Here is a 26,862-nt window from a genome sequence, read left to right as displayed (position 1 = left end):
TTTCGTTAAGTATTAACATAATTGTTTTTCACATCGCTGTCCACAAATTTCATCAAGCATCTTCCTAACAAAACGATTAAATTCCTTTTGCGCAAAATTACCCTTTGGGTAAAATTGCACAATGGGCAATCAGTTGATATGATAGTACCATTCACACATTCAATGTGGAACTGGAGGTGAGACCATTTGAAACAAAGCTTACGAGCCATTAAAAAGGAAGCGACTGCAAGTGCCCTATCTGAAGCTGCGTTCCAACTCGCATTAGAGCATGGAATGGACGGATTTGTGGTTGAGGACGTTGTGCAGCGTGCCGGATACTCGCGAAGAACATTCGCCAATCATTTTTCCTGTAAGGAAGAAGCCGTCGTCATGGCCGGTGAGCACTTTCACAGGATGGAGGAATACTTCGATATGATCAGTCAGCTGCCTGAGGATACAACACCGCTTGAGGTGATGTATCAGTTCATTAAGATGCAGTTGACTGAAGAAGTCCTTCGAAGAATTTATCAGATTATAGAACTGTCAAAGAACTATCCAAGCTTAATGCCTCATACGCTCACCCTGCTGAATCGCTTGCAAAACGGTGCTAAATTGATGTTAAGTGAATTATTCGGAGATCGTTACCCCGCGGGTTATAATCACTTTCTTGCTGGCGCTGTTTGTGCGGCAATTATCCCTATGCTGGATGGGAGTGTACACGTACAACTTCCTGGGCTTCCTTCAGGAGATAAGGAAGAATCTATTTCATTCGATGAGTACATAGATTCTATGTTTACGTATTTGCGAGATGGATTTTAGAAGAGGCGAACATTAGAGATAGAAGGAGAGAAATCATTTCGATGTCAAAATTACTCTACAGGCTGGGGAAAACGGCCTACGATAAACCGTGGTATTTCATTATGGGTTGGATTTTGGTGCTTGGCATCGTCGGAACGGCGCTTGGCATAAACGGTGTGCACGTGTCTTCAGACATCAAACTTGAAGGAACCGCATCCCAGAACGTCTTGGACAAATTGGAAAAGGAGCTTCCTCAAGCCTCTGGTGGTCAGGGCAGCGTAATCTTTAATATTCCTGAAGGCGAGCGTTTGGATACGCCTGAGAATTTGGCAGCCATCAGTAAGGCAGTAAGTGAAGTTTACAAACTGGATTATGTCATTAACCCTGCTGAGCTCGCTGCTGCAAGTGGCGCCGATGCCTCAGCTATGCAGGAACAGGCGAGTCAGAGTGCTGCTGGAGCAGGCGCGCAAAGTGCGGATCCAAGCAACCTGCCTCCTTATGGACCACTCATGATTGAAGGAATGCCAGTACCTGGCGTGTTGATCTCAAACGCTGGAGATGTTGCGCTGTTCCAGTTCCAATTCACAGTGCAGCAAAACTCCCTGCCTAAAGGTGTCACGGATTCGGTTGTGAATGCAGTAAGCGAAGCCGAACAAGGTACAAACATCTCGGTTTTGCCAAGTGATTCCCTGAAAGAAGTGGGCATACCGATTGGAACCAACGAAATCTACGGATTGGTCATTGCGGCAATTGTGTTGTTCATGACACTGGGATCCGTTGTTGCCGCAGGTTTGCCGATTGTCATTGCCCTGTTTGGGGTTGCGGCTGGTGTTGGTGGAGCATTTGCTGTCTCCAACTTTGTCAGCATGACATCCTTTACACCTGTACTCGCTCTCATGATCGGGCTTGCCGTTGGTATTGACTATGCATTATTCATCGTCAATCGTCAGCGTAGACTTATTTTCGACCAGAACCTGAATGCACGCGAAGCGGCCAGCAGAGCTGTTGGAACAGCAGGAAGTGCCGTGTTCTTTGCTGGATTAACGGTTATTATTGCACTTTGTGGAATGCTGGTTATTGGTATCACCTTCCTGAGCATGATGGCTATCGTCGCCTCGGTTACCGTACTGTTCAGCGTACTGATTGCCCTTACTCTTCTCCCGGCATTGCTGGGTCTCCTCGGTGAGCGCATCTGCTCTCGTAAAGCAAGAGAGAAAAATCAGGACAACGCACACAAAAAATCAAACGGGTTTGCCAATCGCTGGATCTCTGGTGTCGTTAAATTCCGCTGGCTTGTCATTGTAGCTGTTATTGTCGTTCTGGGTACGGCTGCAATCCCGGTCGCCAAAATGGAACTGGGGATGCCTTCTGGCGCTACCGCTAACCTGGATACTACTGCACGGCAAAGTTACGATGCTATTACGAAAGGTTTTGGTGAAGGATTCAACGGTCCCCTGCTCATTGTTGCTGAACCTACTGACGCTTCCCAAACCGTATCATTACAAACATTGGGCGCCATCGCCCAGGATCTGCAACAATTTGAACATGTCTCTGTTGTCACACCAGCAGGTGTGAGTGAAGATGGCAAAATGGCCATCCTAAGTCTTATTCCAGATTCGGGTCCAACCGACGCAGCAACCAAACAGCTGGTTGAAGAATTGCGTTCTCCTGACTCTACCATTGCAACCAATCACGATATGAAGCTTGGCGTTACCGGACTTACAGCGGTCAATATTGATATGTCAGCCAAATTGGCTGAAGTCTTCCCGGTATATATCGGAATTATCGTTATTCTGTCTCTGGTCATCCTGCTCCTGGTCTTCCGCTCCATCCTGGTTCCGATCAAGGCAACGATTGGATTCCTGCTTAGTATTCTGGCTACATTCGGTCTGACCACTGCCGTATTCCAGTGGGGTTGGGCGAAGGCGTTGTTTGATTTTGACACGGGCGGTCCTCTGCTCAGTTTCATTCCAATCATGGTAACAGGAATTCTCTACGGTCTGGCTATGGATTATCAGGTCTTCCTTGTTTCTTCGATGAGAGAATCCTATGTACACGGAAATCGTGGTAACCAAAGCGTTATGAATGGCTATCAGATGGCCAGCCGCGTTGTGGTTGCAGCTGCCATTATCATGGTTTCCGTATTTGCAGGCTTTATTTTCACGCATGATATTATGATTAAGCAGATTGGATTCGCCTTGGCCTTGGGTATTTTGATTGATGCATTCGTTGTTCGAATGGCGTTGGTTCCGGCAGTCATGTCTCTCTTCGGGGATAAAGCCTGGTGGCTGCCAAAATGGCTGGATCGTTCGCTTCCTAACCTGGATGTTGAAGGTGACAAGCTTATTGCTGAACTAAATGCTAAGGAAAAACAGTAGGACAATTAGGATCGGATTTCACATGTCTACTGTGTCATTCCTGGGCTAATCTCGTAGGTTATTTACACTTTGTTTGTTGTATTTATTAGCAGTTTTCAAACCAAAATAAAGCACTTTCTTGGCTTCTACTTGTCGTACGGCAAGCTAAAAGCCTTGAAGGTGCTTTATTTATATTTTTCAATTCACTTGCTGATGCACCAGGTCTTTCTGAAAAGCCAGAACCCTGTCCCAGTCGCCACTAAAAATCGGAATGCTGTAATACCCTACTCTTTCATATAGCGCTGCAGCTTCTGGCTGAAGTGGCCCAGTCTGAAGCTTCAGATTGGTATAACCAAATTCCGCAGCAAGGCGCTCCGCTTCCGCAAGTATGGCCTGAGCAACTCCTTTACGGCGATAACCGGGTCTGGTGTACATACGCTTAACCTCAACGGATTGATCATCCAGCCGCCTAATGGCTCCGCACCCAACCGGATGCCCATCCAATCTGGCTACAATAAAGGCAGCACGAGGATTTTCGACGTCCGATGGTTGAAAGCCTGCGGTTCCATCCCCGCCGTATAACAAGCCCAGCTCACTGCTTAATTCCCGGATCAACTGCACTGAATCTTCGCTGCGTACGTCCTCAGCAGCCGCTTGCACAACCAACGACATGTGCAAAACCCCTTTACTCTATTGGTTTTATAGGCATTACAGATGTGTATAAAATAACACCTGATGATCGCAGCGTCAATCATTCTATCGATAGATCTTTTGTATAAGTAAGACAATTATTTCAACCATACAAAAACAGCAATAATTACTACGATAACCACGCCTGTACCGACCCATCCCAGACTGCTTGCCAGTTCCCCCAGATTACCGAATTGCGCACGCTCCAATCCATTCTTGAACGTACCCGCAGCATGATCGTGCTGCTCTTCTCGTTGTAGTCGCTCTCTCATCATCTCGGGAGTTTCTTGATCTTTGTTCATCATTTCCCCTCCAATGGTTCAGATCGATGACTTACTCTCACCAGAGCCAATTTTTGTGTATGTGTTTAGGTAATCATACCATATGGAGTAAACTTCCAATTCTTTTTTCGCCAATATCCCCTCTTCTGATATAGTCTCAGGCTATAGCTAGATATAATTTAATGGAATTACGTTATAACTTCACAACTGTGATAACTTTTCTGTAACACATTTGAAGAGGGGTTATGTAAATGACTAAAAGCAGTGTATTGGGTTACCCGCGAATTGGCGCTGATCGGGAATGGAAAAAAGCTCTGGAAGCCTTCTGGTCGGGCAAACTGGATGAAATCACGTTTCACACCCGTTTACAGGAGATCCGGTTAGGCCATTTGCGCAAGCTGCATGATCAAGGAATTGATCTTATTCCAGTCAACGACTTCAGTTATTATGATCACATTCTTGATACTGCCGTGATGTTCGGTATCGTTCCCAAACGATTTACATATGATGGCGGGGCCGTTCCTTTGTCGGTGTATTATGGCATCGCACGAGGCACCAAGGACGCTGCAGCCAGCGAAATGACGAAATGGTTCAACACTAACTATCATTACATCGTCCCAGAGCTAAATGACGTAACTCCCGCACTTACCGAAAATAAACCTCTTATCGCTTACCGCGAAGCCAAAGAAAAGCTCGGGATTGAAGGCAAGCCGGTGATCGTTGGACCCTTAACCTTCCTGAAGCTCTCCAAAGGTTACGACAAATCCGAGACGGAAGCCTGGCTGGAACGTTTGCTTCCACTCTACACGCAGGTGCTTCGGGAACTTACAGAAGAAGGTGTACAGTGGGTTCAGATTGACGAACCTGTTCTGGTTACCGAATTAAGCAAGGATGACTTACAGCTTCTGCAAAACATCTATACGACGTTTGCAGACGCAGTCCCTAACTTGAACATTTTATTGCAGACTTACTTTGAATCTGTGGAGAATTATAGCGACATTATAACCCTTCCGGTACAAGGAATTGGACTGGATTTCGCCCAAGGGCTCTCCGGCAATCTGCAATCCATTAAAACTAAAGGCTTCCCGGCTGACAAAATTTTGGGCGCAGGCATTATTGATGGTCGTGGAATCTGGAAGGCTTCACTTCAAGAGAAACTGTCCCTGCTTGATGTGCTGATTGAGCAGGTCGCACCTGAACGTTTAATAGTGCAATCGTCCTGCAGTCTGCTGCATGTGCCTGTTACAACAGAACGCGAGTCGAACCTCGACCCTGCGCTCAAGAGCTCGCTCGCCTTTGCAGATGAGAAGCTGAAGGAAATTGCTCTTCTGACAAAAGCATGCACATCAAGACATGCCGACATTCTGGAGGCGATTGATAAAGCAGATGAGGCGCTGCTGCCTCTTGAGCAGTCACAGGAACGTAATCGCATTGACGTGCAGCAGGCTGTCGCAGCCCTCCGTTTGCAAGAGCCTTCGCGCTCGCTCCCGTTCGCTAAACGTCATATTGCTCAGCAGGAAAAATGGAATCTGCCTCTTTTTCCGACAACTACGATCGGCAGTTTTCCTCAATCTGCAGAGGTACGCAAGACCCGGCAGCTATGGCGCAAGAGTGAGTTGAGCAACGAGCAATATGCCCAGTTTATTCGCGAGCAAATTGATGCCTGGATTCAAATTCAGGAAGAGATCGGACTGGACGTCCTCGTTCACGGAGAGTTTGAGCGTACAGATATGGTGGAATTCTTCGGTGAGAAACTCGCAGGATTTGCCTTCACTCAGTATGGCTGGGTACAATCCTATGGTTCCCGTTGTGTAAAACCACCGATCATTTTCGGTGACATTGCGTTCGTTCAGCCAATGACGGTTGAAGAAACCAAGTACGCTCAGTCACAGACCCAGCGACCGGTAAAAGGCATGCTGACCGGACCGATAACCATTATGAACTGGTCCTTTGTCCGGGATGATATTCCGCGTGAGCACATTGCTTATCAGCTGGCATATGCACTCAGACAGGAAGTGGAAGCCCTTGAGCAGGCGGGTATTGGCATGATCCAGGTGGATGAACCTGCTGTTCGTGAAGGCCTTCCACTCAAGCAAAATGAGCAAGCTGATTATCTGGCCTGGGCGGTCAAAGCTTTCCGCATCTCCACATGTACGGTACAAGATACAACGCAAATTCATACCCATATGTGTTACTGTGAATTCCATGACATGATCGATTCCATTGAAGCCATGGATGCTGATGTCATCTCCATAGAAACATCACGAAGTCACGGCGAGCTCATTCACAGCTTTGAATTGAATACGTACAATCTCGGCATAGGGCTTGGTGTGTACGATATCCATAGTCCTCGTATCCCGAGCGTGGAAGAAATGACAACCATGATTGAGCGCGCCCTGCGTGTGCTGGATCCCAAGCTGTTCTGGATTAATCCCGATTGCGGCCTGAAAACCCGTGGACATGAAGAAACGGTCGCTTCCTTGCGCAACATGGTTCAAGCGACCCAAATCGCACGTGAACAACATCATGCCATCAAAGCAGTTTAAATTAAAAAGAGCAGGACGCCCCTCCTTCATATGGAGTGTCCTGCTCTTTTCATTTCTTGCTTTTTTCAGAAGCCTTCAGTCCAGTTAAACTTAACCCTGTAAAAAATCAATCAATGCTGCATTAAATTGTTCAGGGTGAGTCGCATTAAATCCGTGTGGCCCACCTTCTACAACCACCAGACGGCTGCCAGGGATCGATTCATGTGTACGTTGTCCGCTCACTTCGAGCGGAACGATGGCATCGGAATCACCATGGATAACCAGTGTCGGAATACTGAATTTCTCCAGATCCTGACGGAAATCGGTAAGAGCAAAGGCAGCGATACAATCCAATGTCCCTTTAGGAGAAGCCAGAGCTGCAATGTCCCGGTTATAGATACGGAACGGTTCGCTCACAAGGTCCTTGCGGTCTCCTGCGGCGAAAAAGTTAGTTGTGAAGCCTTCCAGGAATGCCAGACGATCCCCTTTTACGCCATTTTGGAATTCTGCAATCGTTGCATCATCCAATCCACCTTGAGGATTGTCTTCAGTTATATAGAGATAAGGAGGAACTGCTCCCGCAAATACGGCTTTGGAAACACGTTCGGTTCCGTAAGTTCCCACATAGCGAGCTACCTCGCCGCCTCCCATGGAGAACCCAACCAGTGTAACCTCATGCAGATCAAGGTGCAGAATCAATTTATGTAAATCCGAAGCAAAGGTATCATAGTCATAACCATCCCAAGGTTGGGAAGACTGACCAAAGCCACGACGGTCATACGTTATAACACGGTAGCCTGCTTCGATCAGGGAAGGTACTTGCTTCTCCCAGGATCGTCCGCTCAATGGCCATCCATGAATAAGGATGATGGGTTTTCCCGCGCCATGATCTTCATAATACAGTTCAATTGGTTGTGCATTCTCTTCGCCTACATTTACTTTAGCCAAGGAAAATCCCTCCGTTAGTTATTATATTTTTGTTTGTTACTATTTAAATGTTACATATGTAAACGTTAATTGTCAATCGTACCCAAGAATTAGATGGAGTATGCCATTTGAACTGAATACAGTGAAAAACCTTTGAAATGACACCTGTCATTCTAGCAAAAAAAGCCGCCTGCAAGGCGACTTATCATGCAAACATATTCTTATTTCTGTTCGTATATATTGCTTGTCATGTTTAATGAGCGTTAGTGGTTGCAACGCCAGGTGCTGGTGCTCTATGCAAAGCCACACGTGCACAGCTTATTCCCCATGTAACCAGTGCAATCAAAATAAGATTAATCACGATTGAAGTCACTGGTGCTCCGCTATAGATAAGTCGGACGTATCCCCGGACAGCGTTGGATGCAGGCAGGAAATCCCCGATATGACGATAGAATGGTGTGAGCATTTCGGTTGCGATAATGTTGCCTGCTGTCATGAGCTGGAAAGGAATCAAGGCTACGTTGAACAGTGCGCCCAATCCACCAAATAATACAAATGACATTTGAGTCAGGCATACGCAGGCGATGTATACGAGAATATGGAATCCCCACATTTCCCAGAAGGAAGCGACAGGTGTGACAAACAACATGGCTACAGTCGTTATAATGAGAGGCGCTACGATACACACCATCAATAACAGAAGCTGTCTGGCCCAGAAAATTTTCCATCGGTCGTACTTGTGACTTAGGATCATGGTTGACAGATTCAATTGAATATTCATGGTCATCACTGCGATATATGTGATAAACCCAAGGATCATGGGCAGCATGCTGAGTGCAAAATTGGTGATGTTGTTAGACTTGACCACATTTGTCGTGACTACTTCTTTTTGAACGATTCCTGATAGCTGAGCACCTACGCTGGTAGATATCCCTTCAGCTGATCCTTCCAATATGGATCTGGAAACTTCCGAAGCTGCCTGATTGACATAATACGTTAATTGCCCTTCCCCTTTGTCCAGGTTCGCAGCGAATTGGGCAGGAATGCTTACGATCATACCAATATCCCCATCATTCATGACTTGCTCAGCTTCCTCAAGAGATGAATAGTTTTCTGTTTTGAAAGGGACTGTTTCCTGAATGATCTTTTCTATTCTCTGTCCATTCGCTCCGTCCAAGTTAATAATACCTATTTTAAGTTGGTCCACTCGTTCCGTTGCTCCGTTGTATCCCGTCAACCAGACAATGGTGAATATCAATGGAACGACCAAAGCAAAGACCAATCCAATCTTGGTTTGTAGAATCCTCATAAAATCTTTTAATACTGAAAAAACAGACATGTATTTCTCTCCTTCTTGGATATGGCTCCAATTTCAAATTAATAGGCTAACATATAATAGGCTATGCATGTATATCCACAAAAAAAGTCAGCTGACGAATCAGCTGGAGATTCCTTCATAAATTTTGTTGAGGAGTACGGCAAGTTGTTCTGCCCCTTCCGGGGTAATTAACTCCCTCAATGACTGATCCATATCATTCATCAGAGGAACTACCTGTAAATAAAGCTTTTTCCCTTCCTCGGAAAGCCGCAGCAGGATGGCTCGCCGATCAACAGGATCGGTGCTTCGAATAATAAGATCCTTATGTTCCAACCGCTCCAATGTCTTGCCGACACTTGTTTGATCTTTACCGTGGAGTTCGGATAACTTCTTCTGTGTAATGCCTTCGTTCTGATACAGCTGTTCGAGCATCCCATATTGTTCAGGTGTTATGCCGTAATCCTGCAGTAGATGGGTAACTCTTTTTTTGTGGACAAAATAAGTTCTGGATAATAGCAATCCAATGGGATCTTTGTCTTGATGAGTTGACATCAGGTTAAGCCCTCCCCGAGATACTAGCATAGCCTATTAATAATCTTCAAGAAGAATATCCTTAATTTGAACCTTTGTCAATCTAATGTTTCTGAGCCATACGTCTTTCTCGTTTAAAAATGAAAAAGCCGCCTTGAAGGCGGCCCACTGTTCTTCCGTTGGTAGGGTAAGCTATTTTACTCGAAGCGATACGTCCAGAATGCTTCTCTGCCGAATCTGCGCTGGATTTCTTCATCATCCAATTTCCGGTTACCGACAAGCTCTGCAGCCTGAAATTGCGAACGGTGAGCCTGAATGGCTCCCATTTTTTGCTCCAGATATCCCCTTACATCAACATGTACATCTGGCTTTCCGATGGCTTGCTCATGGTTTTTGGAGAAAGCAACACAATATACGATGGGTCTCTCTTCTGCCGGCAGCCGGGAAATCGTCCGTATGACTGCAGCACCCGTAGCATCATGATCGGGATGCACGCTATAACCTGGATAAAAGGTAAATACGATGGTTGGTTTGAGTTCCTCTATCAAATCCATGATGCGGCTATCAAGCAGATGTGCATCCTCGAATTCGATCATCTTGTCGTGAAAACCAAGCATTCTCAAGTCATGAATACCAATCGCCTGAGCAGACTCTTCGAGCTCCACCTTGCGGATGGCAGGCAGAGTGACCCTGTTCGCAAATGGCGGAATGCCCATATTGCGGCCCATCTCGCCTAAAGTCAGGCAGGCATACGTAACGTACGCACCGCCATCAATATATTTTGCGAGCGTTCCGGCAACGGAAAAAGCCTCGTCGTCAGGATGGGGATATATTACCAAAATGCGTTCATTTTCGTATGATTTATTGTTCATGCTGTTTCGATCCTCCGCTTCCATCAGAAACTCTCCCGACTAAGTTGAAAGGCGACAACCAATTTCCCCTGGCTGTCATGACCCGCTAAAATCAGTCGATCCTTTTCATTTTCATCAATATGGGTAAGGCCTTCCGCATAAACCCAACCCGTCGTCGTTTTTAAGCCTACCCGGTATGGGTTCGTGCCTGAAATGGATCCCTGTGTGTATCGAATGGCCGCATTGGAAATGAAAGCCGAGGCAGGGTGACGTGTACTATCGTAGTGATTGGCGTACGCACCTGTCGTCATTTCGAGGTGTAAGTATAGATCCTGATCAATGAAACCATTGAGCCGGGCTTGGACATCTTGAGGTTGTATAAGTTGCATAGTGATCTCCTTATGTGGTCTGAAAGATAAATACTTCATCCATTTTACCATATGTCCATGTAGAATTAACAATTCGAAATCACCTGACCACTTACTTTACATCGGTGAGCACAAATATTCCCTCTAAATGAGCCTCTAAGTATTGCATTACTTATGCTGTATACGTACCGAATTCCGCAGTAAATGTAATTGCGGACCCGCGCACAGTCGGATCTTCCGCTTCAATAGTAATTTCACCATTCATTAACTGTACAATCCGATGACATATCGCTAATCCGAGACCTGTACCTTCCGTCCGGCGAGTAACACTGTTATCAACTCGGTGAAATGGAATAAACAAATGACTCCGTTTATCCTGAGGAATTCCGATCCCTGTATCCCTGACCGTACATTGAAGCCGGATGCTACCAGCATCTATGGAGAGCAGTCTGGCCTCCAAGGAAATGTCACCTTCATCCGTGAATTTCACGGCGTTTCCCAGCAAATTAAGAATCACCTGTCTGAATCTTCCATCATCCCCAATCAGAATCTCTGGAATATCCGGATCAATGGAAACGTTAACTTGCAGTTTCTTATTCAGAATTCCAACCCCAAGGATATCCAGCGTATCCGTTACGGCTTCCCTGATGCTAAAGGCTTCCTTCAGGAGCTGTTCATGATTTGAATCCAATTTGCTGTAATCCAGAATATCATTGACGATACGCAGTAGAGACTTCCCGCTTTTTTGCAGTGTAGCTACATATTCCTTCTGCTTATTGGTAAGATCGGTTGCAGCCAACAGATCCGTGATTCCCATCACGCCATTCATCGGGGTCCGAATCTCGTGATTCATCGTGGTTATAAACTCGCTCTTCACCTGGTTGGCCATTTCCATGGCTTCCTTCTCGATTAAGAGATGCTTCTGTTCGTTAAGCAATCTCCTCTGTACTGAAAGGGAAGGGAATACAACCTCGTCCGAAGACAGATGGCTATATAAGGGTGATTTCACAAATTCCACGTCAGTCATCATGTACTCATGCTCTCTCATCATCTTAAGCTGCAAGGACGAAGAAATGGCGGATGCGTTATATGCGCATACAGATACCATCCCGTATTCACGGACTACGCCGCAAGTCTGTCGCTCATAACCCACCAAATTCCCCTGGATCTTGTCCTCGCTATGCTCCCCCCACGTCATTACATTGGCCCACGTACGAATGGACATGTTATTCTCTTGTACCATCCCCATTACCTGGTGAAAATGAGTAAGAATATGCTCAAAACTAAAATCTCCCCGTGATCCGTAATAATCCACGTTGTTAGCATAATGAAGATACTGAAGCTGGTCACCAGAAATAACATCATTAAGCTTGTTATAAATATCATGATATGTGTCTGCTTCTTCTATCAATAAAATGTGATGACCTTGGTCTATACCCGTTAGAATATAGGATACCGCATTATCAACATAACGATCGAAATCCTCGAACAAATAAATGATATGGCCTCCATCCGTGACACTGGTCAACGAATTTAACGGTACTGCTTGTTTGTTCATATAAGGACTCCTCGGATCTTGCTTTTATTTTCTACTATAAAGGATATAAATTCATACGTCACATCTATTATGGAAAAAATACGAAACTGTCGACGTAATCGAAAAAAAGCCGCCATATCGGCGACTTGTATCGTAGCTATCTTTGCTTAATGTTGCTTATTGGACATCATATATCCTGCAATAACATTGTCCTTGTTTATTCTCTGAACTCTGTCATGATTTTAATCAATTCCTCAAAATGAGGCTTCATTGTTCTCATAGTTAGAATCTTCAATTGCTCCGTGGTCGCAAACTGTCCCCATACCATCTCGTGTGCGGCCTTTTCCTTGAACTGTAAAAGGGTGACATCCATGGCTTGTAACTCTTTGGCTATGGAAGCAAGCGTATTTTTTGTTTTCTGCGGGATTTGCTTTGGTTTATCTTTCCAATAACTGTAACTGACTTCGTACATGATCCTGAATACATCCGCTTGCATTGCAAGGATAAATAAATCCTCCTGCTCCTTGGAAGTCATAACTGTTTGATTCACCATAAACTGAGGGGTAGAATCGTTCACATAATTATCACTAAACTCTACAAGCGTAATCAGAAATTGTGTAGCTTCGTCCGCTTGGCTCTTGGCCCGTTCGATAAACTTCTGCACTTTAGCAGGATCTTCCTGATCGGTTACTTTGCTGATTTTCTCAAGTGTTTCGGCCAAGGGAATAACCGAATGTCCTTGTCTCAAAAGTGTCAGAAAACCACTATTATTTTTAGCTTGATAAAGTTTCTTCAAATTTTCCGATTCTTCTCTCGCCGTATTGAGTTGATAGTTGTAGAATCCAATAAGGATTAAAATAAGGACTACGAATATCCAGACCAACTTAGAATTTTTTTTAATCAAATGATCATCTGCCGTTTCTAGAGATATTATATACCAGAATATGAATGCAATAATTGGCACATTTGAGAATTGTAGCATACGGGGCGGCCCGTCTAATACAGGAGATTATTGCCATATGTTTTGTCCAAAAATAACAATCCTGACAACAAGATTGCCCGGACCAGCTTTCCTTATCGTAACTGCGTTACTTATCATTCATGGTCACAACTAACGTTCGTGGTGTCCCGTTCTTAACGTCGATTGAATAGCGACCCTCATTAAAGTTAAAGCTTTTACTTTCCAACGTCTCCACATCAATGTCCTTATAACTTGTCAGGATTTGATCAATGGTTTCCTCACTAACGTTCAGCGCATGTAACACCAGAACAGGATATTCAAGATCTGCACCAATATAATAGATCTCGTTTAATGTCCCATCCTCTTGGATTTCAAAATGCATCTTGTTCGAATATTGATTGGCATCATTGATCATTGCTGGGTCGGATACCGTAATAATTGTGCCTTGTCCATCGTAAAAGGTTGTTCTCTTAAAATCCAGGCCTTCCGTCGAAATCGGCTGAAGGAACTCCACGTCTTCATTTTGAATGACAAGGTTATTGAATGTGGTGATGAACTCCTTCAGCTCTCCTTCCGGAGTGTATTTTTTCTCTTCGGCCGTGGGCGCCTCAAACAGCTTTTTCTGAGATTTGAACAGAACCAGATCCTCTTTGGAAAATTCAATTCGCACCGTTGCGCCTCGTTCAATTCCATCTTGGCCATCATAGATCCATACATCATAGGGATTATTGGTTTCTTTCTCAGCTGGCTGACCTGCTAGTTCTTCTACCTCGGGCTGACTCATGCCTTCCTGAATTTGTTTGTACACTTCCGGGGTTACCCCCTTTTGCCCTCCGCAAGCAACAAGTAATCCGAATAGCATGAATGTTAATAAAGGGTAATGCCATTTCTTCAACCTAATCTTCCTCTCTCTCGTATGTATAAATCCTAATTTTCTCTCATGAAGAAACTTTTGTATATAGATTTAAACCTTTTTAGGTCATTTGACACGTATATGCCTACACGAAAACTAGAAGAGATTCATCATTTAATTTCTCTTTTTTCTTTGGTTTCGTCTCTGTATGATTAACGGTAGCTCTACATATGTACTTATAGAAGGCAAATTGAATTCTACATCATTTTTAGAACAAAGCACCGGAAGGAGATCTCCCGATTTGAAAGCTTTTATTCAATTGTTGCATTTCGGCTATCATCAGGCGATGAGCTGCATTTTCCCTGTGGCCATCTTCGGAACCCTAGCCATCACCAGCGTGATCGAGGTTCCATTCTTTCATCGCTATGATGCCATTCTACTGATCTTGCTTGGTGTCCAATATCTCATGTACCGAAGTGGGTTGGAGACCTGGGATGAAATTAAAGTCATATGTGTGTTTCATATGATTGGCCTGGTTCTTGAACTGTACAAAGTAAGCATGGGTTCTTGGTCCTATCCAGAGCCTGGATTCACCAAAATATTTGGAGTGCCGCTGTACAGCGGCTTCATGTATGCGAGTGTGGCAAGTTTCATGTGCCAGATCTGGCGCAGATTACGCATGGACATGACTGGATGGCCTGGTTTTGCACCCTCCTTTCTGCTCGGAGGAGCCATCTATCTCAACTTCTTCACCCACCATTTCATTCCTGATTTTCGTTGGTGGCTGACTGCTCTGGTCTTTATCGTATTTTGGAAAACATGGATCATCTACCGGGTACGGACCAAGACATATCGAATGCCTTTATCGCTCGCTTTTGTCATTGTAGGCTTCTTCATCTGGGCTGCCGAGAATATTGCTACATTTTTTAATGGCTGGAAGTACCCTGACCAGCACGATGCCTGGCAATTGGTTAGTTTCAGCAAAATCAGCTCCTGGTTCCTGCTCGTAATCATTAGCGTCATCATTGTCGCTCAGCTTAAATATGTCAAAGCCAATCGAACGAGCACTGGCCCCAACTAAATATTAAGACTGACAAATACAAGCTGATGAATTTCGACAGCAAAGCTTTCTTAAAGCTTATTCCTCAATAACAACAACTCTAACGGTTCCGCCCGGAAGTTGAAATAACAGAAATTAAAAAGGCTCCCTTTAAGGGAGCCTCTTCTTATTAGAATCTTATTTTGCCAGGTATCCGCCATCAACGAAGACGGTTGTTCCAGTAACAAAATCATTTTCAGCCAGGAATACAACAGCGTGAGCAATTTCCTCCGGTTTACCCAGACGTCCAAGCGGATGTTTGGCAACCAGGCCGTCGTAAAATTCACCCAGTGATTCTTTGTTTACCATGCCGCTTTCCACAAATCCAGGAGCAACTGCGTTGACGCGGATGTTACGATCCGCATACTCCAGAGCGAGTGATTTCGTAATTTGGTTGACCGCACCTTTACTAGCCGCATAAGGCATGGAAGTTGGTTCACCAACAGAACCCAGGATCGAGGAAGTGCTGATTACAGATCCTCCGCCCGTTTTCAGCATTTCACGGATCGCATATTTCGCACCGTAGAATACACCGTCCTGATTGATTGCGATGACACGTTTGTATTCTTCGTCCGTTAATTCATGTGAAGGCTTTTGAACACCAATGCCTGCATTATTGAAGATGACATCCAGTTTACCAAACTGCTTCACTGTCTCTGCTACCAGGTTTTCAACTTGTTTTTCGTCGGCAACATTAACTTTGATGAACACGACATCATCATTATATGTTTGTTTTAATTCCTGCTCGGCAGCTTTGCCGTGCTCTTCATTATAATCTGCGATAACAACCTTCGACCCTTTATCCAAGAAGGCTTTTACTGTAGCCAAACCAATTCCGGAAGCTCCGCCTGTAATGATAGCAACTTTGTCTTTAAGATTAGTCATGGTGATTCCTCCAGTAATTGTTGAATTTTAGACAAAACTAACATAATTTTATATGTAACCATAATCATATAATTTAGTCATAATGTAAGTTTTGTCGTTTATTTGACACAATTAATCGTATTCCTTTTAATGAGCATTGTCAAGTTACTATATATTTACTAGTTAACATGCCGAGGGATATTAAGCGGAAATATTGAAGCAACTCAGCAGAGACACTTCACCCCACGACGGTTGTTAGTGTGTTCCAAATCTGAGGGATTATGTACCCCGCACGGGCGGGCTGTCTTTTTTTCTGTTACAATATGAAGCGGAAAGGAGTGAAACTCATGTTAGATTCAATTGATAGTCATATTTTACGAAGACTGGCTCAAAACAGCCGGATATCCTATACCGATTTGGCAAAAGAGGTTGGATTGTCTGGTGTTGCCGTCAAAGAGCGCATAGACCGGCTTGTCAATCAAGGAATCATTGAACAGTTCTCCATTGTAATTAGCGCCGAAAAGCTCGGCAAAAAGATATCTGCCTATTTGGAGCTTGAAGTGGAGCCAGCACATTTGAATGAGATCATAGAGGCGTTGAAACATAACGATAAAGTCGCTGTGTTATACGAAATGACTGGTCCCTGTATCCTCCATATACATATTCTTGTCGAGAGTATTGAAGAGATGGAACAATTCATGAACGAATCCATATATTCGCTGAAAGGTATCGTCCGTGCTGAAACGCAGATTCTGATGAAACGACACAAAAATCAGGATGGATTGAATATATAAAAAACAAGAACCGTCAGGCATTAAGACCAACGGTTCTTGTTATTAATATGAAGGAATTATTGCTTTATGAAATGGGTTAGTTCGTCTTGGAAAGCTTGGCTTGATAGAAATTGACGAAGTACTCGCTTACCTCTGCTGACTTCTGGGCATTTAATTGAATAGGAGCAATCAGTCTAACGGTTTCTCCATTGAATGAAGCCTTCGTTTCTCCAAGTTTCGCTGATAGTGTATTGCCATTATACAGGATTGAAACCATTTTCGTTTTTGGCTCCCATTCAATCTTGGCACCAAATTGTTCAAAGCTGCTGCGTAATGGTGTCATATTCCGTTCAGCGTCTCCAAACAACTTCTTGTCAACAATCGCATGAACTCCCCAGTTCCCATCCACTACCTGTGTAACCCCAAAATCGGTGGTTACCGACATTAAAGAGTAAGCCTCGTCTTCGGTTAGTTCCATGCCTCTCATTAGAAAAGCCTTGGTTTTATGCGCAGCATCTTTCATCGCCTTATCGAGGGAAGATTTATCGAAGATTTCCTTCTGGGCATCCTCACCCAGTTCTTCAAGATAGTTGGCGTAGCTGAAACCATGGACCACCCACTCGTTCTCATTTTCCAGCAATGGGAAGTTTAACGACTTTAATTTGTTATCCAGCTTATCTTTTTTATGAAGAATAATCTGAACATCTCCAGTTACAGACGTTTCAATGGCTGTTCCATTTAATTCAGAGTCTCCTTGCCCTGCGTGTGGATCACCGATCGACAGCAGCGCTCCCGGGACAGAAACCGGATAGTACATGGTTGCTCCTTCCGTAACACGCCAGTCATCGATATTTCCGCCATAATAGGAAGGTGGGACCGAATCAACGATATCCGCTTCCTTCGGAGCTACGCTCATGGTACCGAAATGGAGTCGAACAGGCACTCGAACATCTTTCAGGACATTGTGATTTTCCTTCACCGTTGTATGATCGACTACCACACCAGGATAATCTATTGTAGGATGCACATTTCCATCCGGATCGGTTTGAGGAGTCCATCTATAGCTATATAATGCCTTAGCGTAATCGGTACCGCCTTCAGAATCCATTTCGTAAATCGTCACAACCTCACGTGTCACCGGTTCTTCTTCCATCTCTCCATATAGAAACCCCCAGTTTGCAGCCACGTTGGAACCATATGTTTTTCCTGCATATTCGCCGTTACCATTAGGACGAAGTTTCATATCCAAAATCTTCACTTCCAGTACGTCTCCCGGTTCCGCTCCTTCAACCGCGATTGGGCCTGTCATGATATGTACTCCCGGACCACGATCTGCTTCCGTCTTCTCGGATTCGGTCCAATGAAAAATATCTTCGACGCCAGCGTCACCTTTGATCATTCGTTCATAATCATCGCCAGAATGGTGAGTAATCGCATCCACCGTAACGATATCTCCGGAGTTGACGGTTAGTACTGCTTCACCCATGCCGATATTACCCCACCGGACATTTTCGGAATTTGCCTTCAGAACATGTGTCTTTGGCTTCACGGACACTTGATCAATGTCAGCATTGACTACATTCATACCTGGCATTAACAGTGAACCAATGGATAACGCAGCGAAAACCTTCCATTTTAATCGATTTCCCATTCATAACTCCTCCTGTCATCTTCTCATGTCATATTAGTTAACTTGTTATGAACCGAAGTATAACAGACAATCTAAAAGTTAACAATATAAAGTTATAATTACTTTTTTATTTATTTTCTTAATATAAACAATAGAAATATATTAATAATATTAACTTTTACAAATCCACCCGAGATTTTATGATATATAAAAAGAATAAAGAAGCCGCCACTTGGGCGACTTCTTAAGTGTCTCATATTACTCCGTGTTCAGTTCCACCGACCACTTTTCCCCTTCTTCTAAATGAAGCAGGAATGCACCATTCTCCATGGGGAGTGGTTTATATTTGTTCTTGCCAAACTGTCTACATAAAGAGATGTCGACCCAGTCCGGGAGCTGAACTTTCGAGGACATCCGCCTAGTGGCGGCTAACTCAGCTTGAAATGTCCCTGACTTGCGGTCCCATGCAAGCGACAGAACGCCTCCGGGTATACGCCAATTCTGCAGCTCTCCACGCAGCATTCTTACAGGAAGTGCCGGAAGCAGCTTGATCCGTTGAGGCGAGACCAGCAGCAGCATTTCCTGTACGGCATTAACCCAGCCCATATTGGCATCAAGCTGAACTGGAGCAGCATCTAACGTCAGGCAAATTCCCATACTGCGCCAATCATTATGGAGTGTGAAACCATTAGATAGAACACAGGACCGGGCAAGATGATCCAGGCTGTCCAAAGCCCGTTCTCCGTCGCCCAGCCGGGCATAGATCGATGACATGTGAGCCAGGGACCACCCACTCTGTGCTCCAAGTCTTCGCTGGTGTACTGCTTTCTCGAAGGCTTTGAAAAGCAGTGGGTCTTCTTCCCGACTGACTTCCTGTCCTGGAAAAACAGGGTATAGATGGGACAGATGACGATGATCTTGCCGATCCTCAAAAGCAGGATGAAGCCACTCCTTGACAGCCCCCTCCTTATTCAACATGTAGGAAGGCAGACGTGTAAGCATATCTTCCCACTCTGGTATTTTGCTGCTATTAACACCGATTATCCGACTCGCTTGTATGGTATGCTGCAATAATTCCTTGATGATGGCGACGTCCATTGTGGCATTAATGGCTGTAGGCATGGGATGTGCGAGTTGTTTACCATCCTGAGGCATGAAATTCTGCGGTGTGTTCTCGGGTGAAACGGATGGGTATACCATATACCATCCCTCTTCGTCCAGCACCAGAAAGTCTTCATAAAACTGTAAGGCCTCTCTCATAAAGGGCAGCGCCTGCTCGCGCAGAAATTGCATATCACCGGTATACCAAAAATGCTCATAATAATGTCTGGCCAGCCACCCGGCTGCTCCGGTCCAGTTCATGATGACAGGAACAACCTGATTTGGGATGCCCATGCCTGGCGTAGTCCCAGCAGGGATGTAGATCCCGCGACAGCCATAGAGCTTGCGTGCATTTTCCTTGAAGACATCCATCAAATCGGTGTAATACCGAAACAAAGACAGGTTCATGCAGGTTAAACCGCCAACAGCCGAATGCCAATACATCATCTGAACATTTTCATTAGCCATGTGATGACCCCAGATTAATCGGTAATCTCCGCCCCATAGCCCATAAAGACCAAAAGGCATATTGCCTTCCTCAGAGGTTCCGCTAATGAATAAATATCGACCGAATGCCCACATCTTGCGAATCAACCCCAAGGGAGCTTCGCCTTCATAAGCATCTAACAGAAGCTCTTCATTACTGCGCCCGTCATCAGCCGCATCATCCAGATCAAGCTCTGCGGAGTGAAACAGCGGCTGATGTAGCTCCATATGTCTGGATAGCATTGAATTATAATCAGTCTCCAGCCCTGCAAGCTCCTGCTTCAGTCGTAACCATTCCTCTTCCCGCTTGCCTGTAACAAACATCTTAACGAGAACAAGCACTTCGCCCGACATTTCGAACGGGATCTCTGCGTGAATGGCTTGTTTTCCGCTGTCATCTCGCTGATCCGTGTCTGGAATGGTACCCCCTTTTCCCGGGAAATGTAATGCTCTATGGGAAGGCATCACTCCAGCCCCATGATCATCTCCCACACACATTAGACGCATTACAGCGCCATAATCCTCTCCATCGTCATTTCTGCCACCATAAAATACATATTGCTCATCTTCATCCGTTCTAACCGTGACGGATATTTTCAGTTCCTTAAATTCTTCATCATCCCGCTCACGGTCACCCGGCGGAAATTGAAGACCAACACTTCCCGATATCACTGGCGTACTTCCTGATTCCCTAACCTGTACCGAATCGCTCGTGTTCAGTACTTCAGCGTTTATTCTGAACACCACACAATCATCTGCACGAGAGACAAAAAGACTTCTTGAAATCTTTCGTCCCCCTTCCTCCCAGCAGACATGAACTTCTCCCGTTTCCATATCCAGTTCCCTGCGATAATGGTGAAAAGCATTGTCACAATTCATGGTAAGTGTCAATTCAGCCAAAGGAAAACGGGAGGATAGTTTGGAAGCATATCCTTCTGCTTGCACGGCACGGGTCAGATGCCAGCTGGCCTCCGAAAATTCCCCAGCGTCCATAAGTCGCCGGGTCTCCTGCAATGTGTGACTGACGTCGGGGAGTTCATCCTTTCTTCCCCAGTGCCATAGTTCACCATGCTGCAGTAAAATCACTTCTTGATGTATACCACCTCGCACAGAGGCACCAATTATCCCATTACCGGAAGGAAGTGCCTCCCGCCACATCCCCTTCCACCATGAAGCGGGATACTTCAGAATCATCTTGTTCCTATCGGGTCTGCCCGCTTGAGATCCGTTTAATTTCTTCACGCACCTTCTGCTCCCCGCATCTCCATTTCAATACTGGCCAGCAGGAATGGTGCTACTCCCATCTGAGCATCACTGACGATCTGTTCGCTAATATAGTAGGCATAAGAACCATCACGATATTTCTTTCCTCCGAGTCCAGCCCCATGACAAATGCGGTGCAGGTGTACCCCCTGTTCATCCTCCGTAACAAAGTGACTGAGAATACCAGCATACGCCAGATCAACAACTTTGCGATCCAGTTCAGCCAAATAATGCAGACGCTGACCCTTGGCTAAGGCGTAGGTCAGCATGCAGGAAGCCGACGCTTCCAAATAGTTGCCTTCCCTGCCGTTCTGGTCCATAACTTGATACCACAGTCCGCTCTCCTGATCCTGGGCATGGGCGATTGCATAGGCCATTCTCTCGAAGATGCCCATGATCTGACCGCGCTGAGGATGATCAATTGGAAAAAACTCCAATGCATCCACTACCGCCATCGCATACCACCCCATCGCCCTGCCCCAGACGTGGAACGATTGACCCGTGTCTTTGTCGCACCAGCGCTGTTCCCTGCTCTCATCCCATGCATGGTGCAGCAGACCGCTTCGCGGATCCCGGGTCTTCCGCTCAATCAGTAGAATTTGACGCGCGACTTCATTGAAGCTCTCAGGGTGATCGAACATATGGCCATACTCTGCCAGAAACGGGGAAGACATATAGATCCCGTCAAGCCACATCTGGAACGGATATATTTTTTTGTGCCAGAATCCGCCCTCACTGGTTCGAGGCTGCCCTTTCAACTGGGCGACCAGTTGCAAGATGGCTTGATGGTATTTCTCTTCCCCAGTAAGCTTCCACATAGAAAAGAGATTTTTGCCTTCATTGATCATGTCCAGGTTATAATCCTCAAGTTGATAGTTCCTGATGGTACCGTCTTTATCGATCAGGCCATCCATATGATGGAGAACCAGTTCACTATATCGAGGTTCACTATTCCAAACGGCGGCACGTTCGAGGGCCAGAAGCGTCATTCCGGCAACGTACCCCCATTTCCCGGCAATTTTGGGATGATTCCCATCCAGGCATTCGGAAACTAGCGTATCCGCAATTTTGGCAGACATTCTGCGATTCTGAGTAGAGACCTTTGTTAACGTTTCAACCAACGTAATCGCTCCTTTTTCGCTCGCGTATTATTGCTCAAGCCAATCCCGACTACTCAACGTGTGAACATACGATCACCTAATCGGATCAGGTCAGGGGGTGCAGCCCCTCCCATAGAACTGACCAACTCCCGTCCTGCGGAAATCCCGGATTGTTCCCGCCTTCCTCACCGCTCCATCCGGCAGCCATCATTGCTACCGCAGTTAACAGTCCACCATTCCCAGGCAGATACGCCCATAATCCTGGCCTTTGATAATTGTGTCCATTGGGCAAATAGGTGTTTTTGGTGGCATCCATCAATAAAAAGTCAACGGCCAGCTCAGGTTCTCCCAGCCTTGCCGCTGTCATCGCACACATCGGAAAGTCCCACCCCCATGCGGATTCCCAATCCCAGCATTCTTTCACTTTGAGAAGTGTATTTTTCATGATTTTGCCGTCAATCAGCGTGCCGGGAAGCAGGCCGAGCGCTCCGAGCATGGAAGGATGATCATGGTTCTTGGCAGTAAATGTGTCTGGACAATTCTCGTGCGCAAGATACACTCCATTCTCATGCACAGGATTTGCCATATGAGACGCAACCTTTTTCCATTCCGGATTCACAGGCCGCTCCAGCCGCTCCGCCCACATAGCGGCGATTTCCAAGCCAAATTTCCAGTATTCCAGTTCATATGGCGGATTCAGACTTTCATTCATGGCATGATTCTCCTGAGCTGGAATCAACGGCGGCCCAAGTACATATGCCTCTTTTTCAGCATCCCAGTGGGCAAAGGAAACCATAAAATCAGCTGCCTCGAATACGATGTCCTTATACCGTTCCAATACAGACCTCTCAGGCCGGGCCAAGTAACACATCTCGGCAAGTGCCATCGGATGAGGCTGCTGCCAGATTAACCCTGGTGCTACTGGTGAAGGGCTCTGCCCACCGTTATATCCAACCATTTTGGGCCAGCGCGCACCAGCATATCCCTGTGAACGTGCCAGTTCACGAGCCTTGGGCAAAATGGTGATATACCAATCCATACTTTTGCGAAGCAGATCTGTACGATCCCACAGGGGAAAATGTGCAGCATGCCACCAGTGCATTTCTAGGTGCATTTTACCGAACCAGCTATTATACATGTAACCCGTTTCCTGAGGCGGCATGGAGCCGCCACTGTGTACAGCACATAGGAACTGGGACAGCACAATTCGTCGCTCCAATTCTGCTGCTCGGGGATCTTTACTGCCGGATACATCCATGGCTGCTCCACTGTTCCAGAACTGCTCCCAGTAGACCGAGCTGGCGTGGATTACGGCCTCAGCTGGTTGAACTGATGGGTTCGACGCAGCAAAAGCAACACTGCAAGACCAGCTATCTGAAAGCTCCAATACTTCAGGAATAAGCGTAAACTCATGTGCTCCGGTCTGCTCCAGACGCCCCTTGTCCCAGATCCACCTCACACCATATTCGTCTTCATCCAAAATCCGTTTCAGTGAAGCTGAAACCGAATCGTTCGCCATTAGCTCGGTGTGATGTCTGCTGTCCTGTTCCCAATCGGGAAAAACGGACTTGGACCAGCTCCGATGTGTCATATCCGGACAGGGGAAAACAAGGAACAAATGCAGACGCCCCTTGCGGATTAATTCTGAATGTACACGAATGCCGATGCCATCGTTCTCCGGATCACAGGCAGTCTCCACCTGAACCCTGAACCCATCTACGGTGAACTCACTGTGAAGTGTACCTGTCCACAGATTTAATTCCTGTCGTACCGGATTCACATGTGACAGATCTGCTTCTTCTCCATCTTCTTTCAGTATGCGAAACGCGAGTCGCCCCAGTTGAAGACGATGCGGATTCTGCCGCAGCCAGTGATAGGCTTCTTCTCGGTTCTCAGGTTTCATGGGATACGCCACTTTCCGTCCATACGTTTCAAACGACTGGTAGACGATATCCTGATCGCCGAAAACCTCATGCCCTCCGGTATAATGCCACCCCCAATTGGACTGTGTGCCAAGAGGGATTTCGTATGCTTCCGGAAAGGTCTGAAGGCCGGTAAAATCAGCACTAAATGCAAATTCGCCGTTGCCGACAGACAAAGGAGACCTGGGCTCAAGCTGGGTCAATACCGGATGGTTTCGAGTGACTATCGTTTTACGGTTCATGTAAGCTGTTCCTCCTTCTCTTCATTCGAATGGGGGACTAGGATTCCAATAAGGACCCCCTCCGGGCCCGCATCATCTCCCTGTATTTCCCCGGTGTAATATCCTTGGTTTTGCGATATACACGGATAAAACTATTCTCATGCTGATACCCCACCATGGAAGCGATTTCAGATATTCTGTAGTTGGTATCCCGCAGGAGTTCACAAGCCCGGTCCATACGGAGCTTCGTAAAGTAACCAAGAATGGTGTCGTTCATTTCTTGCTTGAACAGCTGACTTGCCAAACTGGAACCGATACCCGCATGCTCAGCAATGTCCTGAATGCTAACCGGGTCTTCCAGATGGTCACTCATGAATGCAATCATCGTTTGGCAAACGATATAATCCTTCCTGAGCAGCATGCTGTCATACCAGGCTGCGAGCGCTTCTGCCTCATTGCGCAGCAGTGACCATGCAGACTCCAGATTCATTGTCCGCAAACCATAAACTCGGAACCCGCAAGCTTCAGGATCCCGTTTCATGCGAATTCGTTCCAGCGTCTCCGCTACAGATTCAAGAAAGGATATCGCCGAGGACGGGTGCCACCGTTCACTCTTCATGCGGTTAAATCTTTTATCCATGAGCCTGATTACATCTTCACCACTGCCGGCTTCGATCGTTTCAGTCAATTGGGACATGAATTCATTTTCCTCTGCACGTCCAGGTTCTTCGTGACCAGAAATGTCCTCAAACCGTATCACTTGTTCATATCCGTGGTACAACCTGAAACCCAGAGCGCTGTCCGCTTGCTGCATCGCCTGTTGAAGGTCCTTGAGTCCGCCTTGGTCCTCGCTTACGCCTGCGGAAACCTGGAACTTGAGCAGTTTCGGAATCATTCTCAGTGCTTCACCAATTGAAGTGGATGCATCCGTATCTCTAACGGGATCAAGCGGCTGCAGCATGACTAGCAATCGGTCCCTGCCCAGATCTGCAGGAGTGAGACGCCACTCCCCTGACAGCAGTTCTGCAATGATATTGGCAATGGCAAACTTCAGAAGGGATTGATCCGACTTCTTAAACCTTTCGCACCATGCGTGATAATTATCAATAGACAATATAGCAACGGTCAGCGGACTATCACTCCATTCCTTGAAGTATCGATTCCACTTTTCACCAATTTCCCGGTAACCCGTCATGTGTCCCGCATAAATGTCGGTCAGAAATTTGGAGGATGCTTCAGGAAGTGTTTGTCTGAGATTAATGGCTTGCTGTGCATGGTCCGTCAGCAGTTGTCCTGTTAATTTCTCGAGATCAATCAACTCTGGACTGATACGGTGACGGTCATATCCGCTAAGCAGTTGTCTCATCCGTTTCACCGGTTTAAAGGCTGCTCTGTTATAAAAAGCTATCGTAGCGGCGCCTGCGGCAAGTGCCAACAGTGAAACGAAGAATACAATGTTCCTAATCTTCTGGGCATTGGACAGTAAACTTTCCTGGGAAATAATTGAAAGATAGCGCCAACCTGTATACGGGGACATCGTCTGTGAAGCGAGCAGCAATTGACCCTCGTGCTTGAACTCACCAAGCTGTTCTCCTTCCAGAGTCGCGAGGACCTGGTCCACCGCTTCCTCTCCTACTGGATAATTACCAAGGTCATATAATGGTTTATTGTCGGCATCCAGAATGAAACGATGATTATCGAGATCAGAGACGGAAGAAAGAAGCATGTGCTTGAACATTTGATCTGTTTTGAAATTGATGGCAATAATCCCTTTAAGTTGACCCGCCAGCATAATCTTGCGATAAAGTGTAATCTGGGAGGCAGGAACCCCTGAACCTGCAGCAATCTCCCTCCGCTTCACCAGCATGGGGCGGTCATCTAATTCAGCAGCCACACCTACCCAGCCCGAATCGGGAAAATTGACTTTGCTTGAACTATATCCCTGAGGAAAAGCGACCATGCTCTCCCTTTCCACATCATAAATGTAAGCGCTTTTAATAAAAGGAGTACTGCTAGTCAAGGTTTCAAGAAACTGTACCAATTCGGTGACATTGCGGTATGACCCCTGCACCTCACTTGTGAGAAATTTATACACATGGTTATTCAGTGCAATTTTCACAGCAATCTGGTCGCTTTCCCGAATAACTTCATCAATATCATTCATACTGATGCGCAGCATCTGGTGCTGCGGTTCACTGAGCTCCTGCTGTAATACCGACTTGGCCGAATAATACGTTGTCATGCCTACTGCGATAATAATCATGAAGACAACAATGGTCAAAATAAGCAGCAGCCGGGTCTGGGTATTGGTGAAATTGAATTTTAACCACTTCAAAAAGGAAAGGGTCACAGTTATCTCCCACCTTATGTGCAATATACCGCAATTATACAGTTTCGCCCTGCCTGGTGCGACCCGGCCCAACAGCC

At 45.9% G+C, this 26,862-nt stretch carries 21 protein-coding genes; 5 read left to right on the top strand and 16 right to left on the bottom strand.

The window, feature by feature from the left end; translation table 11 throughout:
- The first annotated feature begins 186 nt into the window (after window positions 1-186).
- Window positions 187-798, top strand: coding sequence for a TetR/AcrR family transcriptional regulator (locus tag AC3RCI_RS13825; protein WP_336779996.1), 612 nt, complete (start codon window positions 187-189; stop codon window positions 796-798).
- A gap of 41 nt (window positions 799-839) precedes the next feature.
- Window positions 840-3,155, top strand: a complete 2,316-nt coding sequence (locus AC3RCI_RS13820; RefSeq protein ID WP_492529523.1) for an MMPL family transporter — start codon at window positions 840-842, stop codon at window positions 3,153-3,155.
- 177 nt (window positions 3,156-3,332) lie between these two features.
- Here the strand turns inward: AC3RCI_RS13820 and AC3RCI_RS13815 are convergent, their stop codons facing one another.
- Together AC3RCI_RS13815 and AC3RCI_RS13810 are read right to left on the bottom strand one after the other, a co-directional pair.
- On the bottom strand, window positions 3,333-3,806 hold the full coding sequence (locus tag AC3RCI_RS13815) for a GNAT family N-acetyltransferase (protein ID WP_492473641.1): 474 nt from the start codon (window positions 3,804-3,806) through the stop codon (window positions 3,333-3,335).
- Window positions 3,807-3,922: 116 nt separating this feature from the next.
- Window positions 3,923-4,126 carry a DUF6366 family protein gene (locus tag AC3RCI_RS13810; RefSeq protein ID WP_492473640.1) on the bottom strand — a complete coding sequence of 68 codons (204 nt, stop codon included), beginning with the start codon at window positions 4,124-4,126 and terminating at the stop codon, window positions 3,923-3,925.
- A 230-nt stretch (window positions 4,127-4,356) separates the two neighbouring features.
- Here AC3RCI_RS13810 and metE point away from each other — a divergent pair, with 230 nt between their 5' ends.
- Complete coding sequence (gene metE, locus AC3RCI_RS13805) at window positions 4,357-6,651, top strand: 5-methyltetrahydropteroyltriglutamate--homocysteine S-methyltransferase (protein WP_492529521.1); 2,295 nt, start codon at window positions 4,357-4,359, stop codon at window positions 6,649-6,651.
- Window positions 6,652-6,741: 90 nt separating this feature from the next.
- Here the strand turns inward: metE and AC3RCI_RS13800 are convergent, their stop codons facing one another.
- The 8 genes from AC3RCI_RS13800 to AC3RCI_RS13765 form a co-directional block, all read right to left on the bottom strand.
- Window positions 6,742-7,578 carry an alpha/beta fold hydrolase gene (locus AC3RCI_RS13800; RefSeq protein WP_127535833.1) on the bottom strand — a complete coding sequence of 279 codons (837 nt, stop codon included), beginning with the start codon at window positions 7,576-7,578 and terminating at the stop codon, window positions 6,742-6,744.
- Window positions 7,579-7,810: 232 nt separating this feature from the next.
- Window positions 7,811-8,896, bottom strand: a complete 1,086-nt coding sequence (locus tag AC3RCI_RS13795; protein WP_336779991.1) for a YhgE/Pip domain-containing protein — start codon at window positions 8,894-8,896, stop codon at window positions 7,811-7,813.
- 99 nt (window positions 8,897-8,995) lie between these two features.
- On the bottom strand, window positions 8,996-9,427 hold the full coding sequence (locus tag AC3RCI_RS13790; RefSeq protein ID WP_492529519.1) for a MarR family winged helix-turn-helix transcriptional regulator: 432 nt from the start codon (window positions 9,425-9,427) through the stop codon (window positions 8,996-8,998).
- Window positions 9,428-9,603: 176 nt separating this feature from the next.
- Window positions 9,604-10,278, bottom strand: a complete 675-nt coding sequence (bshB2, locus tag AC3RCI_RS13785) for a bacillithiol biosynthesis deacetylase BshB2 (RefSeq protein WP_336779989.1) — start codon at window positions 10,276-10,278, stop codon at window positions 9,604-9,606.
- Window positions 10,279-10,301: 23 nt separating this feature from the next.
- A complete protein-coding gene (locus AC3RCI_RS13780) occupies window positions 10,302-10,646 on the bottom strand; it encodes a YojF family protein (protein ID WP_095287272.1) in 345 nt (114 codons plus the stop codon).
- Window positions 10,647-10,797: 151 nt separating this feature from the next.
- On the bottom strand, window positions 10,798-12,183 hold the full coding sequence (locus AC3RCI_RS13775; RefSeq protein WP_492529517.1) for an MEDS domain-containing protein: 1,386 nt from the start codon (window positions 12,181-12,183) through the stop codon (window positions 10,798-10,800).
- Window positions 12,184-12,379: 196 nt separating this feature from the next.
- Window positions 12,380-13,066 carry a hypothetical protein gene (locus tag AC3RCI_RS13770; protein WP_336779987.1) on the bottom strand — a complete coding sequence of 229 codons (687 nt, stop codon included), beginning with the start codon at window positions 13,064-13,066 and terminating at the stop codon, window positions 12,380-12,382.
- Window positions 13,067-13,250: 184 nt separating this feature from the next.
- The gene (locus AC3RCI_RS13765) at window positions 13,251-14,018 is read right to left on the bottom strand and encodes a hypothetical protein (protein WP_336779986.1); all 768 of its coding nucleotides are present in this window, start codon (window positions 14,016-14,018) and stop codon (window positions 13,251-13,253) included.
- A gap of 259 nt (window positions 14,019-14,277) precedes the next feature.
- On the opposite strand from AC3RCI_RS13765, the gene AC3RCI_RS13760 reads away from it, so the two are divergent.
- Window positions 14,278-15,057, top strand: coding sequence for a DUF817 domain-containing protein (locus AC3RCI_RS13760; RefSeq protein WP_127535839.1), 780 nt, complete (start codon window positions 14,278-14,280; stop codon window positions 15,055-15,057).
- Between the two features lie 156 nt (window positions 15,058-15,213).
- Here AC3RCI_RS13760 and AC3RCI_RS13755 read toward each other — a convergent pair whose 3' ends face one another.
- Window positions 15,214-15,960 carry an SDR family NAD(P)-dependent oxidoreductase gene (locus tag AC3RCI_RS13755; RefSeq protein WP_336779984.1) on the bottom strand — a complete coding sequence of 249 codons (747 nt, stop codon included), beginning with the start codon at window positions 15,958-15,960 and terminating at the stop codon, window positions 15,214-15,216.
- Between the two features lie 326 nt (window positions 15,961-16,286).
- Here AC3RCI_RS13755 and AC3RCI_RS13750 point away from each other — a divergent pair, with 326 nt between their 5' ends.
- Complete coding sequence (locus tag AC3RCI_RS13750; RefSeq protein WP_127535846.1) at window positions 16,287-16,733, top strand: Lrp/AsnC family transcriptional regulator; 447 nt, start codon at window positions 16,287-16,289, stop codon at window positions 16,731-16,733.
- Window positions 16,734-16,809: 76 nt separating this feature from the next.
- Here AC3RCI_RS13750 and AC3RCI_RS13745 read toward each other — a convergent pair whose 3' ends face one another.
- From AC3RCI_RS13745 to AC3RCI_RS13725, 5 genes are all read right to left on the bottom strand, one after another.
- Window positions 16,810-18,363, bottom strand: a complete 1,554-nt coding sequence (locus AC3RCI_RS13745) for an acetamidase/formamidase family protein (protein WP_492529515.1) — start codon at window positions 18,361-18,363, stop codon at window positions 16,810-16,812.
- A gap of 237 nt (window positions 18,364-18,600) precedes the next feature.
- On the bottom strand, window positions 18,601-21,171 hold the full coding sequence (locus AC3RCI_RS13740; protein WP_492529513.1) for a glycosyl hydrolase family 95 catalytic domain-containing protein: 2,571 nt from the start codon (window positions 21,169-21,171) through the stop codon (window positions 18,601-18,603).
- A complete protein-coding gene (locus AC3RCI_RS13735; RefSeq protein ID WP_492529899.1) occupies window positions 21,168-22,271 on the bottom strand; it encodes a glycoside hydrolase family 88/105 protein in 1,104 nt (367 codons plus the stop codon). Before AC3RCI_RS13735 ends, AC3RCI_RS13740 begins: the two co-directional genes overlap by 4 nt.
- Window positions 22,272-22,398: 127 nt before the next feature.
- Window positions 22,399-24,456 carry a glycoside hydrolase family 65 gene (locus tag AC3RCI_RS13730; RefSeq protein WP_492529511.1) on the bottom strand — a complete coding sequence of 686 codons (2,058 nt, stop codon included), beginning with the start codon at window positions 24,454-24,456 and terminating at the stop codon, window positions 22,399-22,401.
- Between the two features lie 37 nt (window positions 24,457-24,493).
- Window positions 24,494-26,785 carry a helix-turn-helix domain-containing protein gene (locus AC3RCI_RS13725; RefSeq protein WP_492529509.1) on the bottom strand — a complete coding sequence of 764 codons (2,292 nt, stop codon included), beginning with the start codon at window positions 26,783-26,785 and terminating at the stop codon, window positions 24,494-24,496.
- Window positions 26,786-26,862 lie beyond the last annotated feature (77 nt).

The organism is Paenibacillus sp. MT124, assembly GCF_058792755.1.
Note: the sequence above shows the minus strand (reverse complement) of the source record. Positions and strands in the feature narration are given on the sequence as shown.